The organism is Pseudomonas sp. 5P_5.1_Bac1, from assembly GCF_025466015.1.
GTDB lineage: Bacteria > Pseudomonadota > Gammaproteobacteria > Pseudomonadales > Pseudomonadaceae > Aquipseudomonas.
In genome coordinates this window covers 39,854-56,872 of the sequence record NZ_JANLNX010000115.1, presented here as the reverse complement: position 1 = coordinate 56,872, position 17,019 = coordinate 39,854, and the positions used below count along the sequence as shown (strand labels likewise).

Sequence of the window (17,019 nt, the reverse complement as noted above, 5' to 3'; positions counted from 1 at the left end):
AGGCCCTTGTCATTCCCGCCGCGGAAACTCCGTCGCCTCTGACCCATCCGCATTCAACTGGAACACCCGCTCCGGTTGCCCCTGTTCATTGAAAAACACCTGGCCCAGGCCCGCGCTGTTCCACAGCCGCTCGCCGGCTTTGCTGTGGCTGGGTATGCGCGGCACCACTTCCATCAGTCGCCGGCGGGTGAACCAGTTCAAGGGCGAGCGCGGTGCGTAGAGCCAGCGGTTGAGGCGGTCGAAGGTGTCCAGCAGGCGCGCGGGGAAGCGGTTCTTGATGCCGCTGCTGGTGATCTGCCACAGGTGCGGACTGCGTTGGCGGTGGCGGATCAGCACTTCGTAGACGAAGGAATAGTGCACGTCGCCGGAGAGGATCACGTAGTGCCCCGGCGTGCGCGAGTGGCGGAAGATGTTCAGGATCACCTGTGCCGCGCCGCGGTGAGCCATCCAGTTTTCCGCGTCCACCAGCAGCGGGTAACCGCACCAGCTGAACACCTTCTGCACCGTCTCGATCAGCTTGACGCCGAAGATCGGTGCGGGCGAAACGATGATCGCCGACGGGTGGTCGAGCAGCGCTTGCTGCAACTCGCAGAGCGCTTCCCAGTCCAGCAGGCCTGAAGGTTTCTTCAGATTGCTTTCGCTGCGCCAGCGCCGGGTGCGGGTGTCCAGCACCAGTAGCGCTGGGCTGGTCGGGAGTTGGTAATGCCACTGTTGGAAGCGCAGCAGGTCGTTGATCAACTGATCCTGCTGCGGACTGTCCAGGTGGCGGTCGTCCGCCGTGCTGGCGAAGAGTTGCCGGCATTTTTCCAGGAGATCACCGAACACGTCCGGGTTGTTGCCCCAGGCCTGGCAGAGCAGGTAAGCCAGCAGGGCGTTGCCGATGATCCGGCGCGAGAACGGATGGTCGTAGGCGGTTTCCTCCCATTGCGCCGAAAGGTTCCAGTCATCGGTGATGTCGTGGTCGTCGAAAATCATCAGGCTCGGCAAGTGCGCCAACACCCGGGCGACCCCGCCCAGCCCGGCGACGAAGCCATCCAGGCAACCCTGTTCCAGCCTGTAGCGCGTTTGGTGTTCGGCGTTCAGCGGCGGCATGTCCGGCGCAATCAGCGTCCACGGCACGGGCGACCAGACCAGCAGGTACATCGCCAGGGTTTCGCCGAAGGTCACCAAGTGGTTGTCGGCATTGCTGCTGGTGAAGATCGGTTTGCGCACGCCACCGAAGAAGCGCTCGCGCAGGGTTTCGTTGCTTTTCAGCGCTGGCAGCAGGTCGCCACGGTGGTAGTAGCTGGCGGGATGGCCATAAAGCTCGACGCTGTCACGGATCACCGCGCCGTCCAGGCATTCCTCGAACAGGCCGAGCCGTGCAATCAGCGTATGAATGGCGCGCAGCATCGGCCCGGCGACATCGTCGGCGTAGACCTGATCGCCGCTCATCATCAACAAGGCTGGGCGCTGTGCGGGCTGATGCGGGCTGGCCAGCAGCCGGTCGGCGCAGAGCAGGCCGTCTTCGGCGGGAAAGTGAGGTTTGCGGCAGGAGCCGTGGAGCAACTGATCCAGCCGTTCGCGGACGACGAAGTTCGCACGCTGTGCGCCGTCATAAAGCAGGTGCGGCGCCCACTCGGCGATGCCGTGGCCATCGAGCAGCAGGTCGTAGTCGATCCGGGTGTCGCAGGGTAGCGGTGTTTCCAGAGACACATCGATCAGGTGCACGAACGCCTGGCGACCCACCGGAATGATCTGGCAGCGAGTGGCGTCCAGTGGCAGGACCAGCGGATCGGAATGTGCAACATGAAGGTGCAGTTCGGCGTTCAGCGGCTGCGAGGCGACCAGCCAGAACACCATGCGCGTCGGCTCCAGGCGGCGAAGCAGTGGCCCGGCCAGGACCAACGGCAAAAAAGAAGAGTCGGACATCAATGCGGGAACACGAGGCTGTTTGCCAGTAGTTGCGGAAGAGGCGGGACTTTCCGCGCTGTCGCGACTACTGGCAAACCGAGATTTGTATCAAGCCTTTGCAGAAAGCAGGGCTTCGAGTTTTTCCTGGTCACGGGCGAACAGGCGAATGCCTTCGGCGAGTTTTTCGGTGGCCATGGCGTCTTCGTTGAAGGCCCAGCGGAACTGGCTTTCGTTCAGCGTCAGGCGTGGCTCGGCGCTGGCGCCGGGGGCGAGTTTGCGGGCCAGGGTGCCCTGGTCTTCGCTGAGTTTCTGCAGCAGGTCCGGGCTGATGGTCAGTCGATCGCAGCCGGCCAGCTCTTCGATCTGGCTGAGGTTGCGGAAGCTCGCGCCCATGACCACGGTGTCGTAGCCATTGGCCTTGTAGTAGTTGTAGATGCGGGTGACCGACTGCACGCCCGGGTCTTCGGCGCCAACGTAATCCTGGCCGCTGGACTTCTTGTACCAATCGTAGATGCGGCCCACGAACGGCGAAATCAGGAACACCCCGGCGTCGGCGCAGGCGGCAGCCTGGGCGAACGAGAACAGCAGGGTCAGGTTGGTCTGGATGCCTTCCTTCTCCAGGGTTTCGGCGGCGCGGATGCCTTCCCAGGTGGAGGCCAGCTTGATCAGCACGCGATCACGACCAACGCCGGCCTTGTCGTACAGCTCGATCAGTTGGCGGGCCTTGGCAAGCAGCGCCGGCTCGTCGAAGGACAGGCGCGCGTCCACTTCGGTGGAAATGCGGCCGGGGATCGCTTTCAGGATGCCGCTGCCCACCGCGACGGCGAAGGCATCGCAGGCCAGATCGACATTGCCCTTGCTGCTGGCGATCACCTGCTTGAGCAGGTCGGCGTAGCCGGGCATGGCGGCCGCTTTCAGCAGGAGGGAAGGGTTGGTGGTGGCATCGACCGGCTTGAGGCGGCTGATCGCGTCGATATCGCCGGTGTCGGCGACGACCGTGGTGAACTGCTTGAGTTGTTCCAGCTTGGAAGTCATGAGCGTGCTCTGTCCTGTGCGGTGCGACGACATTACCCGAGCGCCGTCAGCGGCTCAAGGGCCGTGCCGGCGGGCGTCGGGAGGGTATGTCTTCGAGTGCCGCGGAGCGCGCCGGTTCCTAGTGGCCCTTTAACAATTCAGCAGCTTGATCGAGCAGGGCCAGCGGGTCGTTGGTCTTGTGCACATCCACCGAAAGCAACTGACGGAACTTGCGCGCGCCCTTGAAGCCCTGGGCCAGACCGAGGATATGTCGGGTCACGTGGTGCATGGCGCCGCCGGCCTGCAGATGGGCGGCGATGTATGGCTTCAACTGCTCCAGCACCTCGCTGCGGGAAATCACCGGGGCATCGCTGCCGAACAGTTGCTGGTCGACTTCGGCCAGCAGATAGGGATTGTGGTAAGCCTCGCGGCCGAGCATCACGCCGTCGAAGGTCTTGAGGTGCTCGTGGCATTCCTCGAGGGTCTTGATCCCGCCATTGAGGATGATTTCCAGGTCAGGGAAGTCCGCTTTCAACTGCGCGGCGATGTCATAGCGCAGCGGCGGGATCTCGCGGTTTTCCTTCGGCGACAGCCCTTCGAGGATGGCGATCCGGGCATGCACGGTGAAACTGCGGCAACCGGCATCGCGGACCTGACCGACGAAATCGCACAGCTCGGCGTAACTGTCGCGGCCGTTGATGCCGATCCGGTGCTTGACCGTCACCGGGGTCGACACCGCGTCCATCATCGCCTTCACACAATCGGCCACCAGCGCCGGGTGACCCATCAGGCAAGCGCCGATCATGTTGTTCTGCACCCGGTCGCTGGGGCAGCCGACGTTCAGGTTCACTTCCTGGTAGCCCGCCACCTCGGCCAGCTTCGCGCAGGCGGCCAGATCGGCCGGCACGCTACCGCCCAATTGCAGGGCTAGCGGGTACTCGGCGGCATCGTGGCCGAGAAAACGCGCGGCATCGCCATGAAGCAGGGCGCCGGTGGTGACCATTTCGGTATAGAGCAGGGCGTGGCGGGACAGCAGGCGCAGGAAGAATCGGCAGCGGCGGTCTGTCCAGTCCATCATCGGGGCGACGGAAAACCTCCTGAGTACCGGACTCGAAGGATTGCTCGGGTTTTCCGCGGGGGTATTGTGCATGCCGGTGGTCTCGTCTGCTGCCGTCTTCGGATGCATTACGCACCCTGAAAAAAGGCGGCGGAGTTTAACAGGAATGCGCTTTGCCGGCTTATCGCCCCGACAAAAACGTCACCAACTGCCGCCCATGTGAACTCAGCTTCTCCCACTCACGAAAACAAATCCGCAACTCCAGCGTCGCCCAACGCTCTTCCAGTGGCAGGCAGCGTACGGGCAGTTCCTGTTCCAGGCGGCGTGCGGTGGTTTCCGGGAGCATGGCGATGCCGGCGCGCTGGGCCACCAGTTGCGCGATGGCTTCGAAGCCGGGGGCGCGGACGCGGACTTTGAGCGGCATCGACAGGTTGATCGCCAGTTCCTCGACGAAGCGCTGCATGGCCCGCTCCGCCGGCAGGCAGACGAAGGCGTAGTCGAGGGCGTCGCGCAGGCGCAAGGCGGTCCGTTCGGTCAGGGGGTGGTCGAGTGGCACCAGCAGCACCAGGCGCTCGGTGCGGAAGGGCAGGGAGACCACGCCGTCGTTGACCAGGTTGCCGTCGTAGACGCCGATCTCGCATTCGCCGGCGAGGACCATGCGCAGGATGTCGACGCTCTTGTGTTCCACCAGTTGCAGGTCGATTTCCGGGTAGTCGAAGAGGAACGGCCCGAGCACCGTCGGGAGGATGGTGCTGTTGGTCACGGTGGATGCCGCAAGGTGCAGGTTGATGCGTTTCTGCCCGGCCAGTTCCTTGAGCGTGTCGTGCAGCTTGCGCGCTTCGCCGAGGACGCCGCGAGCCGATTCCAGCACCAGCCGGCCCGCCGGTGTCAGGTGCATGCCGTCGGCCTTGCGTACGAACAGGGTCAGGCCGCTGCGTTCTTCGAACAAGCGCAGGCGGGTGCTGGCGGCGGACACCGCCACCGGGAAGCTCGCCGCCGCCTTGCTCAGGCTGCCGGTTTCGGCGATGGCGGCGATCAGGCGCAGGTCGGGAAGGTCGAAGTGCATCAGGGGTTTCTCCAATTCAGAAAGCCTGCTTCGTAAAAAAGCGATTCTGGCGTGCTGGCTTTCTGTTCAGAATAAAGCCTGTCACATTTTGGTGCGGACCTCCATGACCCCCTTGCCTCCCCGGATTCAGCGCTACATCGATAACGGCAGCCTGTTCGCAGTGCTGTCGGCCTTGGGTTTCAGCTTCAAGGCGATCTTCGTCAAGCTTGCCTACGCGGCGGGTCCGGTGGATGCGATCACCTTGCTCGCCCTGCGCATGGCCCTGTCGTTGCCGTTGTTTCTCTGGCTGGTGTGGTTCAGTCGCGGCCACGCCAATGCACCGCTGAGCTGGGGCAGTGCCGGGCGGGTGCTGTTGCTCGGGCTGTTCGGCTATTACCTGGCCAGCCTGTTCGACTTCTACGGCCTGCAATACATCAGTGCCGGGCTGGAGCGGCTGATCCTCTTCACTTATCCGACCCTGGTGCTGATCTTCCAGGCCGTGGCCCTGCGCGAGCGGCCGACCCCACGAGTGCTAGTGGCGATGGGCATCTGCTACCTCGGCCTGGGCGTGGCCTTTGTCCATGACGTCAGCGTTTCGGGGGTGGGCGATCAGGTGATTCTCGGTTCGCTGTGGGTTTTCGCCAGCGCCGTGACCTACGCACTGTACTACTCCGGCACCGGCGTGATGCTCAAGACCATGAGTTCGATGCGCCTGGCCGGCCTGGCGGGCACGGCCTCGTCGCTCATGGTGCTGGGCCACTACCTGTTGACCGGGGATTTCTCGCAACTGGGCCAGTTGCCCGCGGCGGTCTGGGTGAATGCCGCATTGATGGCGCTGTTTTCCACGGTGCTGCCGATTTACTGGGTGGCGCTGGCGATCCAGCGCATGGGCGCCACGCAAACGGCGGCAGTGGGCAACCTCGGCCCGGTGCTGACGGTGCTGGCGTCCTGGGCGCTGCTCAACGAGGACATTTCCGCGTATCAGATCGCCGGGCTGGCGCTGGTGCTATTCGGGGTGTCGCGGTTGAAGCCGGGCAAGGCCAGGGTTGCGCCGCAGGCCCAGGGCAAGGATGCCCCGGCCTGACACCCTGGCCTGTGAGGCTCAGGCCTGATGGGCAACTTCTGCTGCGTCGGCCACGCGGACCCGGTTGCGCCCGCCGATCTTGGCCTGATAAAGCTGCTCGTCAGCCACTTCGAAGACCCGCGCGGCGTTGTCCGAGTGCAGCGGCCAGTTGGCCACGCCCATGGACAGCGTGAGGTTGCCGACCGTTTCGAATTCCATCTGCTCGACCCGATGGCGCAAGCGCTCGGCCACCCGCGCCGCCGTGTCCGGGCGGGTGCCCGGCAGCAGCATGAAGAATTCCTCGCCGCCGGAACGGCAGATCACGTCGTGGTCCCGTGAGCAGCCGCGCATCACCTCCGCCAGCGCTTGCAGCACCTCGTCCCCGGCGGCGTGCCCGTAGGTGTCGTTGACCTGCTTGAAGTGGTCGATGTCGATGGCGATCACCGAGAACGGGCGTTTTTCCGCCTGCCACAGCGTCACCGCGAGGTCGAGGCCGCGGCGGTTACGCAGGCCGGTCAGCGGGTCGGTCTGGATGTCGTGATTGAGCTTGCCCAGGCGCTCATGCAGCAGGTTGAGGCCAATCAACAGGGCGCGCTTGAGTTCCGACGATTCGAAGTACCAGGAGCGCACGCTCTCGATTTGCGCGCTGGTTTCCGGCTCGTTGATCTTCTTCGCGCCCGCGGCCAACTGCCTGAGCGGTTGGGCGATGATCCGCGAGAACCACCAGATCAGGATGAAGCTGACGATCGCCAGCGGGATGGTCTTGAAGATCACGCTCATCAGCAACTGGTCGAGCCCTTCGAGGGTCGATTCGGTGGAGCGTTGGGCGACGATGCCCCAATGCGCCGAGGGCACGGAGGCGAAACCGGCGAGCATGTCCATGCCCTGGCTGTTGATCACTCGCTGGGTGCCGTTGTCCCGCGTGCCGAGGGTGTCGATCAGGCTGTTGCTGCCGACGATGCTGCCGACCCGGTCGGCGTCGGGGTGATAGAGCAGGCGGCGGTTGCTGTCGACCACGTACAGGTAGGAGCCGTTCTTGTAGTAGTGCTCGCCGAGCAGTTCGTTGAGGATGCTCTTGTGCTTGAGGTAGATGCTGCCGCCGATCAGTCCGCGGTAGCGGCCGGCTTTGTCGAACACCGGTTGCGAGATGAAGATGATCAGGTTGTTCGCTGCCGACATGTACGGGCTGGAAATCAGCGGCCGGCGCTCGCGCAGGGCCGCCAGGGCACCCTCCGATTGCAGCTTCTTGCCGAGAATCTGCAGGGTGTCCGGCGAGGTGGAGCGCACCACGCCTTGGTCGTCGGTAATGACGATGGAGTTGAAGGTGTTGGTCTGCAGGCGCAGGCGCACGGCTTCGCGGTTCAGTTGTGCGAGGTCGTCGAAGTGCTCGCCGAGCAGGTCGGCGGCGTAGGCCAGTTGTTGCTGCGAGGCTTGCAGGTAGGTTTCGGTGCTGGACGCGAGCTTCGAGGCATAGGCGTGGTTGGCTTCCAGCGCGTTGTCGATCAGCAACTGGTACTGCACGCGATAGCTGGCATAGAAACTGTTGAGCAGGGTGACCAGAGCGGTGATCAGCGTCAGCAGCAGAATCAGGCTGCGCAGATCCCAACGGAAGAAATGTCTCAACTGCACCGAAGTCCCCTTGCCCCGATCCTGAATCATTTGAAGGCGCGCACGGTCATGGCAAACCGCCATGGGCCGTGACGAAGCGCGGCATACTGCGCCTGAAGCCCGAAGTTGTCGCGCCAAGGGTAATGAGACTTTGGTCGAATAGCCACAGTGTATACGTGGACATGAATTTGACTGATGGGTCACGCAGTGAACCGAAAACCACGCCGATTCAGACAGTTGTGTTGTTTCGGTGAGGCCGGCAACTGCGCCGAAGGGCTTGTTTTGCACGGTGGAGAGATGGACCGCCATGCGGGAGGGGTAATATCATGCTGACATCAATGCATGTGCCATGGATGCGGCCGCAGGTTTCGGGCGCCGCAGTGGGCACAGGTTCCTGGTCTATCCCGGCCACTGCCTGGCTGGATTCTCTTGAGTAGAACATGACGTCTCACGACAACCGTTCCATCGACTTGTCGCTGGCTCAACTGGCCGCCCTCGACCGGGTGATGTCCATCGCCGAGTTCGCCCCGGATGGCACGCTGCTGCGGGCCAATCAGAACTACCTGGTGCTGCTGGGGTACTCGCTGGAGGAGATCCGCGGTCGCCACCACAGCTTCTTCTGCCCGCGCACGCTGGTGGAGAGCCCGGCTTACGAATTGTTCTGGCCACGCTTGCGCGAAGGCAGCGGAAGTTCCGGAATCCAGGAACGGGTGCGCAGCGACGGCAGCAGTTGCTGGCTGGAGGCGACCTATACGCCGGTGTTCGACGGCAACGGTGAGGTTGTCCAGGTACTCAAGCTGGCCACCGATATCAGCGCGCGGCTGGAGCAGGAACGGGTCCAGCAGGAACGCTTGCGCATGCTGTCGCTGGTGGCGGATGCCAGCGACACCGCGGTGATGATCAGCGACAGCCAGCGGCGCATTGCCTACACCAACGCCGGCTTCGGGCGGATGTTCGGCTGGCGTGGCGACGAGATCAAAGGCCTGAGCCCGATGGCGCTGCTGGTGCCGGACCGCGACGAGCAGACCATCGCCGAGTACTACGCCGAGATGTACGCCGCCGGCGCCATGCAGCGCGAGGAAATCGTCACCGGCAAGCATGGCCAGCGCTACTGGGCGAAGGTGGTCAGCAACCCGATCTTCGATAGTGCCGGCCAGTTGCAGCACACCGTGACCCTGTTCACCGACATCACCCAGGCCAAGATGCACGAAGCCCTGCAGCACCGGGTGCTGGAGTCCATGGCCCGGGAGCAGCCGCTGACTGAAGTGCTGGAGCTGATCTGCCTGGAAGTTGAGCGCATCGCCCCGGAAATCACCGCCTCGATCCTCAAGGTCGACGAAGAGGGGCAACTGCATTCGCTCGCCGCGCCGAGCCTGCCGAGCGATTACAGCCGCCAACTGAATGGCGTGCGTATCGGCCCGATGGTGGGTTCCTGCGGTACTGCCGCCTGGCGCAACGAATCGGTGCTGGTGGACGACATTGCCAGCGACCCGCTGTGGGCCGGCTATCAGGACCTGGCGCGACCGTTGGGCTTTCGCAGTTGCTGGTCGACGCCGATCCGCAACAGCCAGGGCGAGGCCATCGGCACCTTCGCGTTCTATTTCCGTCAGCCGCGCAATGTCGCCTCGGCGCTGTTCCACCAGCGTTTGGTAGACGCCTGCGCTCACCTCTGTTCGCTGGCGCTGGAGCGGGAAAACTCGCGTCAGCGGATTCGCCAACTGGCCTATTACGATGCCCTGACCGGCCTGCCCAATCGCAGCCTGTTGCAGGCCAAGGCCGACCAGGCTATCGCCACCGCCGCCCGCAACAACGAGCAACTGGCGGTGCTGTTCATCGACCTCGACCGCTTCAAGCAGGTCAACGATTCCCTTGGTCATCCGGCCGGCGATGAACTGCTGCGCAACGTGGCGGCGAAAATGCGCCGTGAACTGCGTGGTTCGGATATCGCCGGGCGGTTGTCGGGCGACGAGTTCGTGGTGATCCTGCCGCAGTGCGACGGCGACCACGCCGCCGACGCGGTGGAGCGCATCCAGACGCTGCTGTGCCAGCCGATGACCATCGCCAACACCAACCTGTCGATTTCCGCCAGCGTGGGCGTGGCCATGTACCCGTCCGATGGTTGCGACGTGGAAACCCTGCTGCACCGCGCCGACATGGCCATGTACCAGGCCAAGAGCAGCGGCCGCGGCTGTTTCAGTTTCTTCAGCAGCGAAATGAACAAGTTGGCGCAGGAGCGCCTGGCGCTGGAAAACGCCTTGCGCGAGGCCCTGCAGAAAGGCCAGTTGCGCCTGCATTACCAACCGCAGATCGAGATGTCCACCGGGCGCCTTTACGGCGTCGAGGCGCTGGCGCGCTGGACGCATCCGCAGTTCGGCGACGTATCGCCGGCGCGCTTCATCCCTCTGGCCGAAGAGTGTGGCCTGGTGGCCGAACTGGGACGCTGGGCGCTGCGCGAGGCGTGCCGGCAATTGTCCGAATGGCGGGCCCGCGGCCTGGTGGTGCCGGCCGTGGCGGTGAACCTGTCGCCGACCAGTTTCCACAACCTCGACCTGCCGCGGATGATCGCCGACACCCTGCGCAGCCATCATTTGGCGCCGGCGGACCTGACCCTCGAACTGACCGAGAACATCCTGCTGGACACCAACCCCAGCACCATGAAGACCATCGAGGAAGTACATGCCCAGGGCATTCGCCTGTCGATGGACGATTTCGGCACCGGCTATTCCAGCCTCAGCTACCTGCGGCGCCTGCCCGTGTCGGAGTTGAAACTGGACCGCAGTTTTGTCGCGGATCTTGAGCATGACGAAGCGGCGCGGGCGTTGAGCAATGCCATTCTCGGCATTGGCAAGAGCCTGCACCTGACGGTGGTGGCCGAGGGTATCGAGACCGACTCGCAGAGTGTCTGGCTGCAGGAGCAGGGTTATCCGGTGGCCCAGGGCTATCTGTTCTCGCCGCCATTGGCGCCGGATGCGCTGGCGCAGTGGCTGGAAGAGCGGGTGGTGATCGAAGAAGAGGTGGGGGTTGTGGGGTAGGACTTCGGGGTGGTGCGCATCGCGAGCAAGCTCGCTCCTACAGAATCGCGCAAAGTTTTGAATCAGCGCTTTAGTGCAGGAGCGAACTTGTCGGGGCGCCGAACCGCCGCGAAGCGCCGCGCGGGCGGCGCTCGATCTTCAGAACGCTGAAGATCTGTCGGCTAGCGACGGGATGCGATTTACCAACGCGCCACGGTGTAACTCACAATCAGCCGGTTCTCATCCAGGTCATTGCCGAAATTGGTCGAGCGCACGGTCGCGTTGCGCCATTTCACCCCCAGGTTTTTCAGCGGTCCGCTCTGGATCACATAGCCGACATCCATGTCCCGCTCCCATTCCTTGCCGTTCGGCCGCGCCGCGCCGAGGTCGACGTTGTCGCCGCTCAGGTAGCGGGTCATGAAGGTCAGGCCGGGGATACCGACGCTGGCGAAGTTGAAGTCATACCGCGCCTGCCACGAGCGCTCGTCCTTGTTGGCGAAGTCGCCGATCTGCACGAAGTTCACCAGGTACGCGTCGGCGCCGTTGATGTAGGCGAAACCTGTATCGCCGCTCATGCGCTGGTAGCCCAGGCCGAACGCGTGGCCTTTGAGGCCGTAGGTGAACATCGCGCCCAGCGCCTTGTTGTCGATATTGCTGCCGCCGTCGTCCAGCGAGCGGGCGAAGCGCAGGTCGCTCTTCAGCGTCTGGCCGTCGCCCAGCGCCCAGGTGTGGGTGAGCCCGAGCATGTGCTGGCGATAGAGGTTTTCCAGGCCGCCGTAGCTGTAGCTGGTGCTCAGGCTGTCGTTCCACTTGTACAACGCGTGGCCGAAGTCGAAGCGGTCGGTGGTGGTCTGGCGCACGACGATGTTCTTCGCCGCGCCAGTGGTGACGCTCATGTCCTCGTAGTCCTGGGAATCACGCTGGTTGACCTGGCGCAACCGGCCCAGGTCCACGCTGAGGTTGCTGATTTCCTGCACTGTCACCTGGCCCCCCTGGAAAACCTGCGGCAGCAGGCGCGAGTCGTTGGGCATCAGCACCGGCAGTTTGGGGATCAGTGTGCCGAGCTTGAGCACGCTGTTGGACGCGCGGACCTTGGCGGTCAGGCCGAGGTCGCTGGAGCTGTCCTGGGCGCGCTTCGGTGCTTCGCGGTCCCGTTGCAGCAGGCCGCTGCCGGCGCGGTCGGGGCTGGAGTCGAGCTTGAGGCCGAGCAGGCCGATGGCATCGACGCCGAAGCCAAGGGTGCCTTCGGTGAAGCCGGATTCGTAGCGCAGGATGAAACCTTGCGCCCATTCCTCGGCTTTCGATTGGGCCGCGCCGTCCTGGCGGAAATCGCGGTTGAAGTAGAAGTTGCGGGCTTCGACGCTGGCCTTGCTGTCGTCGAGGAAGGCGGCGTGGGCGTTGCTGCAGAGGATGGCCAGGGCCAGTGGGGTCAGGGTGCGGAGCATGTTGGGTTCTCTTGTTGTTATGTGTGGGGCGGGGCCTGCTGGCGCAGGCCTTCGCGAGCGAGCTCGCTCCTACAGGGGGATGTGACAGGAATCAGTGGTTGGATGCGGCGGCGGCGCCGAGGCCGGTCTGGGCGCGGACGAACTGATCGTCGAAGGCGTCGCGTTCACGGGCGGCGCGGGCGCTGGTGTCCAGCAGCGAGACCACCACGGTGACCAGGAACGCCAACGGCATGGAGAACAGCGCCGGGTGGTCGTAGGGGTAGATCGCCTTGGCGTTGCCCAGCACGGTCACCCACACGGCCGGCGACAGGATCACCAGCACCAGCGCCGAAATCAGCCCGGCGAAGCCGCCCGCCAGGGCGCCGCGGGTGGTCAGGTTTTTCCAGTACATGGCCATGATCAGCACCGGGAAGTTGGTCGACGCGGCGATGCCGAAGGTCAGGCCAACCAGGAAGGCGATGTTCTGGTTCTCGAAGAGGAAGCCCAGCAGGATGGCGATCACGCCCAGACCCACGGTGGCGAAGCGGGTGACGCGCATTTCCTGCGCTTCGCTGGCGGTGCCTTTCTTCAGCACGGTGGCGTACAGGTCGTGGGAAATTGCCGAAGCACCAGCCAGCGCCAGCCCCGAAACCACCGCGAGGATGGTGGCGAAGGCCACCGCCGAGAGGAAACCGAGGAACAGGTTGCCGCCCACGGCCTTGGCCAGGTGCATGGCGACCATGTTGCCGCCGCCGATCAGCGCGCCCTTGAGGTCGCCGCCAACATAGAACTGCGGGTCGGTGCCGACGATGACGATGGCGGCATAGCCCAGCACCATCACCACAAGGAAGAAGAAGCCGATGAAGCCGGTGGCGTAGAACACCGATTTACGCGCTTCCCTGGCGTTCGGCACGGTGAAGAAGCGCATCAGGATATGCGGCAGGCCGGCGATGCCGAACACCAGGCCGAGGGACAGCGACGCGGCGTTGATCGGGTCGGCGAGCATCGAGCCCGGGCCCATGATGTTCCAGCCGATGGCGTGGGCTTCGACGGCGCGGGTGGCGAGGGTCTCGAAGCTGAAGCCGAACTCGGCCATGGCCAGCATCGCCAGGGTGGTGCCGCCGGCGAGCAGCAGAACGGCCTTGATGATCTGCACCCAGGTGGTGGCGATCATGCCGCCGAAGATCACGTACACCAGCATCAGCGCGCCGACCACGATCACCGCAGTGCGGTAGTCGAGGCCGAACAGCAGCTTGATCAGTTGCCCAGCGCCGACCATCTGCACCACCAGGTAGCAGCACACCACGGTCAGCGAACCGAAGGCGGCGAAGGTGCGCATGCGGGTCTGGTCGAGGCGGTAGGAGACGATGTCGGCGAAGGTGAAGCGGCCGAGGTTGCGCAGCCGCTCGGCCATCAGGAAGGTGATGATCGGCCAGCCGACGAAGAACGCCACGGTGTAGATGAAGCCGTCGTAGCCCTTGGCGAAGACCAGGCTGGAGAGGCCCAGCAGGGTGGCGGCGGACATGTAGTCGCCGGCGATCGCCAGGCCGTTCTGGAAGCCGCTGATCCCGCCGCCGGCGGTGTAGAAATCGGAGGTGGACTGGGTCTGGCGGGCGGCCCACCAGGTGATCGCCAGCGTGCCGAGGACGAAGACGAAGAACATGCCGATGGCATGTAGGTTGACCGGTTGTTTTTCGGCGACGATGGGCGCGGCGAAGACCAGGGCCGGGGCCAGCAGCAGGGCGCCGAGGGCGAGCAGGCGTGGGTTCATTTCAACTCCTCCAGCAGGTCGGCGCTCATCGCGTCGAAGCGGGTGTTGGCGCTGCGCACATACCAGCCGGTGAGCAGCCAGGACAGCACGATCAGCGACGCCGCCACGGGAATCCCGAGGGTCAGTTGGCGGCCTTCGGCCAGTGGGGTGTGCAGCCATTGCGGCTGGAAGGCGACCACCAGCATGAACAGGTAATAGGCGGTCAGCACTGCGGCGCTGAGTGACCAGGACAGCCGCGAACGGCTGCGCACCAGGTGCTGGAATTTCGGATTGGCGCGGATCCGCGCACATCGCTGGCTATGGGACAGTTCAGCATTGCTCATGGGTGGGGCTCCTTGGCTTTCTTATGGTCTTGCACGCCACGCACGGATTTCAGGGTGCGCGACACCGGGGCGGCGGGCGTGGCCCGTCACCGGAGGGAAACGTGAGAAGTGCTGGCGCGTCAGCGCGCGCGGTTATTCGCGGCGATGGGGATCGTCGTGGACGGGTGTTCGGTGTGAGAGGTGACGGCGGTCGCGAATAACGGACGGTCGCGCGGACGTACTGAGGGCGGCAGGGGCGAGGCCCTGGGCAAGTTTCGACATGTGTGGCACCCGGTGGCTGATTGTTAGCTCTTTATGTTTGCCGTTTCCGTGTCGACGGGAAGCGGCGCAGATGGCTCCGGGGGCTTTATATATCATTCCGGTGCAGATATGGAAGTGTTACCTGTTTTATATGGTATTTGTACTATACGTGTTCATGGTTTTAAGGCTGATTCGAGGCTGATCGGGTGTAGCTGAATGGATTAGTCGCTAGTCGGAGCGCCTCGTGCAGTCAGTCGAGCCGCGCCAGACGCTCCATCAGGCTCGCCGCCTCGTTGTGCAGGGCTTGGCAAAAGGCTTCGACGAACACCGATGACGGTCGGAATTCCGGGCGGATCAGCATCACCCGGTAAGGGATCGACACTGTCAGGCGTCGCACCGCCAGGCCCCGGCCAGCTTCCTGCAAGGCGCTCAGCGGGTTGATGATCGCCACGCCAAGGCCCTCGCGGACCATGGCGCAGACCGATGCGGCGTTGGTGGTTTCGATCACCGTATGGCGCTCCACCACGGCAGTGCGAAAGTGCTCGTCGAGGCGCTGGCGGTAGATGTCGCGCCCGGCGAGGTTGATGAAATCGACCCCGTGAAAATCGCTCATCGCCAGTTGCTCCCGCGCCGCCAGCGGATGGCCGTCGGGCAGCACGCAGAGCATGTCGGCGCTGAACAGCGACTCGCCGCGGGTGCCGCGCGGCACCTGCTCGCCCTCGGTCAGGCCGAGGTCATGGCGCTGGGCGCTGAGGGATTCGTCCAGCAGCGGTGATTCCTGGGCGCTGATGCACAGGCTGATGCCCGACTGCTGGCGCTGGAACTGTTTGCACACCCGCGGCAGCAGGGTCTGCGAGAACAGCGGCAGGCAGGTCAGGTGCAACTGGCCGTGCTCGAAGCGGCGGATCGACTGCGCCAGGCTGTTGATCCGCTCCAGCCCGACGTAGGAGCGCTCGACTTCCTCCAGCAGCATCAACGCCTGTGCCGTCGGCAACAGGCGACCGCCCTGGCGGTCGAACAGCTTCAATCCGCTGAGGCTTTCCAGGCGCGCCAGTTCCCGGCTCAAAGTCGGCTGCGAGGTGAACAGCAAGCGCGCCGCGCCGGTGACGCTGCCGGCCAGCATGATGGCGCGGAACACTTCGATGTGGCGGACGGAGATGCTCACGGCGATGGCCTGCTCTGGAAAAGTGGTCATATCAAAACTGAATCGACTGACAAAGAATAGATATTTTTCTGAATGGAAGGCGTTGGGCATGATGGCGTCATTCTCATCGCCCGCAGGATTCCCGCGTCATGACCCTTCCTTTCGCCCAGCAGACCCTGGTTGCCGCCGCGCAGCAGTTCCCCACGCCGTTCTGGACCTATGACGCCGCCATCATCCGTGACCGCATCGAGCAACTGCGCTGCTTCGACGTGGTCCGTTTCGCCCAGAAAGCCAGCTCCAACCTGCACATCCTGCGGCTGATGCGCGAGCACGGCGTGCGCGTCGACGCGGTGTCCGTTGGTGAACTGGAGCGGGCGCTGCTGGCGGGCTACAGCCCGGAGGGCGATCCGGCCGGGGTGGTCCTGACCTGTGACCTGCTGGACAAACCGACCCTGCGCCGGGTGGTGGAGCTCAAGGTTGAAGTCAACTGCGGCTCCATCGACATGCTGCGTCAACTGGGCGAGCAGTCGCCGGGCCACCGCGTCTGGCTGCGCATCAACCCCGGCTTCGGTTACGGCCACAGCCGCAAGACCAACACCGGCGGCGAGAACAGCAAGCACGGCATTTGGCACGACGAAATCGGCGACGCACTCGCGGTGATCCGTGCCAAGGGCCTGCACCTGGTGGGCCTGCACATGCACATCGGTTCGGGCGTCGATTACGGCCACCTGGCCCAGGTCGGCGGGGCGATGGTCGAGGTCATCAAGGCCCTGGACCACGATATCGAGGCGTTCTCGATTGGCGGTGGCCTGTCCACGCCGTACCGCGAAGGCGATGTGGCGGTGGATGTCGAGCGTTATGCCAGCACCTGGCAGAAAGCCAAGGAAGAAATCGAAGCCTTCCTCGCGCATCCGGTGCGCATGGAAATCGAGCCGGGGCGTTTCCTCGTTGCCGAATCGGGCCGTCTGGTGACCGAGGTGCGGGCGGTAAAACGCGCGGGCAGCCGCCAGTTCGTGCTGGTGGACGCCGGCTTCAACGACCTGATGCGCCCGGCCATGTACGGCGCCTATCACCACATGAGCGTGCTGGATGCCCAGGGCCAGGCGGTCGAGCGGCCGTTGGTGGAATGCGTGGTGGGCGGTCCGCTGTGCGAGTCCGGCGACGTCTTCACCCAGGACGATCAGGGCCTGGTCCCGCGTCTGTTGCCGCAACCCCAGGTGGGCGATCTGCTGGTGATGCACGACACCGGCGCCTATGGCGCGTCGATGTCGTCCAACTACAACAGCCGGCCACTGCTGGCCGAAGTGCTGCTGGACAACGGCGAGGCGCGGCTGATTCGCCGGGCCCAGCCGCTGTCGGATCTGCTGGCGCTGGAACAGAGTCTCTAACCCGAGGCCCTTGTAGGAGCGAGCTTGCTCGCGAAGTG

At 64.3% G+C, this 17,019-nt stretch carries 12 protein-coding genes; 3 read left to right on the top strand and 9 right to left on the bottom strand.

All coding sequences use genetic code 11. The features are described 5' to 3' along the window. Window positions 1-9 precede the first annotated feature (9 nt). From NTD82_RS26675 to NTD82_RS26660, 4 genes are all read right to left on the bottom strand, one after another. Window positions 10-1,911, bottom strand: a complete 1,902-nt coding sequence (locus tag NTD82_RS26675) for an alkaline phosphatase D family protein (protein WP_262130900.1) — start codon at window positions 1,909-1,911, stop codon at window positions 10-12. A 90-nt stretch (window positions 1,912-2,001) separates the two neighbouring features. Next, complete coding sequence (gene tal, locus NTD82_RS26670) at window positions 2,002-2,928, bottom strand: transaldolase (protein WP_095157881.1); 927 nt, start codon at window positions 2,926-2,928, stop codon at window positions 2,002-2,004. A gap of 118 nt (window positions 2,929-3,046) precedes the next feature. After that, complete coding sequence (dusA, locus tag NTD82_RS26665) at window positions 3,047-4,057, bottom strand: tRNA dihydrouridine(20/20a) synthase DusA (RefSeq protein WP_262130899.1); 1,011 nt, start codon at window positions 4,055-4,057, stop codon at window positions 3,047-3,049. An 88-nt stretch (window positions 4,058-4,145) separates the two neighbouring features. After that, window positions 4,146-5,030, bottom strand: coding sequence for a LysR family transcriptional regulator (locus tag NTD82_RS26660; RefSeq protein WP_095157875.1), 885 nt, complete (start codon window positions 5,028-5,030; stop codon window positions 4,146-4,148). A gap of 103 nt (window positions 5,031-5,133) precedes the next feature. Between NTD82_RS26660 and NTD82_RS26655 the strand changes: the two genes are divergently transcribed. Beyond that, complete coding sequence (locus NTD82_RS26655) at window positions 5,134-6,093, top strand: DMT family transporter (protein WP_262130898.1); 960 nt, start codon at window positions 5,134-5,136, stop codon at window positions 6,091-6,093. Between the two features lie 18 nt (window positions 6,094-6,111). On the opposite strand, the gene NTD82_RS26650 is transcribed toward NTD82_RS26655, so the two are convergent. Beyond that, window positions 6,112-7,731, bottom strand: coding sequence for a sensor domain-containing diguanylate cyclase (locus NTD82_RS26650; RefSeq protein ID WP_262130897.1), 1,620 nt, complete (start codon window positions 7,729-7,731; stop codon window positions 6,112-6,114). 389 nt (window positions 7,732-8,120) lie between these two features. Here NTD82_RS26650 and NTD82_RS26645 point away from each other — a divergent pair, with 389 nt between their 5' ends. Beyond that, a complete protein-coding gene (locus tag NTD82_RS26645; protein WP_262130896.1) occupies window positions 8,121-10,712 on the top strand; it encodes an EAL domain-containing protein in 2,592 nt (863 codons plus the stop codon). A gap of 179 nt (window positions 10,713-10,891) precedes the next feature. On the opposite strand, the gene NTD82_RS26640 is transcribed toward NTD82_RS26645, so the two are convergent. From NTD82_RS26640 to NTD82_RS26625, 4 genes are all read right to left on the bottom strand, one after another. Continuing rightward, window positions 10,892-12,136, bottom strand: coding sequence for an OprD family porin (locus NTD82_RS26640; RefSeq protein WP_262130895.1), 1,245 nt, complete (start codon window positions 12,134-12,136; stop codon window positions 10,892-10,894). A gap of 91 nt (window positions 12,137-12,227) precedes the next feature. Continuing rightward, window positions 12,228-13,886 carry a cation acetate symporter gene (locus tag NTD82_RS26635; protein WP_110973336.1) on the bottom strand — a complete coding sequence of 553 codons (1,659 nt, stop codon included), beginning with the start codon at window positions 13,884-13,886 and terminating at the stop codon, window positions 12,228-12,230. Further along, complete coding sequence (locus NTD82_RS26630) at window positions 13,883-14,209, bottom strand: DUF485 domain-containing protein (protein ID WP_095157865.1); 327 nt, start codon at window positions 14,207-14,209, stop codon at window positions 13,883-13,885. The genes NTD82_RS26635 and NTD82_RS26630 overlap by 4 nt, the downstream gene beginning before the upstream one ends. Window positions 14,210-14,699: 490 nt before the next feature. After that, entirely contained in the window at window positions 14,700-15,614 is a 915-nt protein-coding gene (locus NTD82_RS26625; protein ID WP_095158031.1) for a LysR family transcriptional regulator, read from the bottom strand. A gap of 128 nt (window positions 15,615-15,742) precedes the next feature. On the opposite strand from NTD82_RS26625, the gene lysA reads away from it, so the two are divergent. Further along, window positions 15,743-16,981 carry a diaminopimelate decarboxylase gene (gene lysA / locus NTD82_RS26620; RefSeq protein ID WP_262130894.1) on the top strand — a complete coding sequence of 413 codons (1,239 nt, stop codon included), beginning with the start codon at window positions 15,743-15,745 and terminating at the stop codon, window positions 16,979-16,981. Window positions 16,982-17,019: the final 38 nt, after the last annotated feature.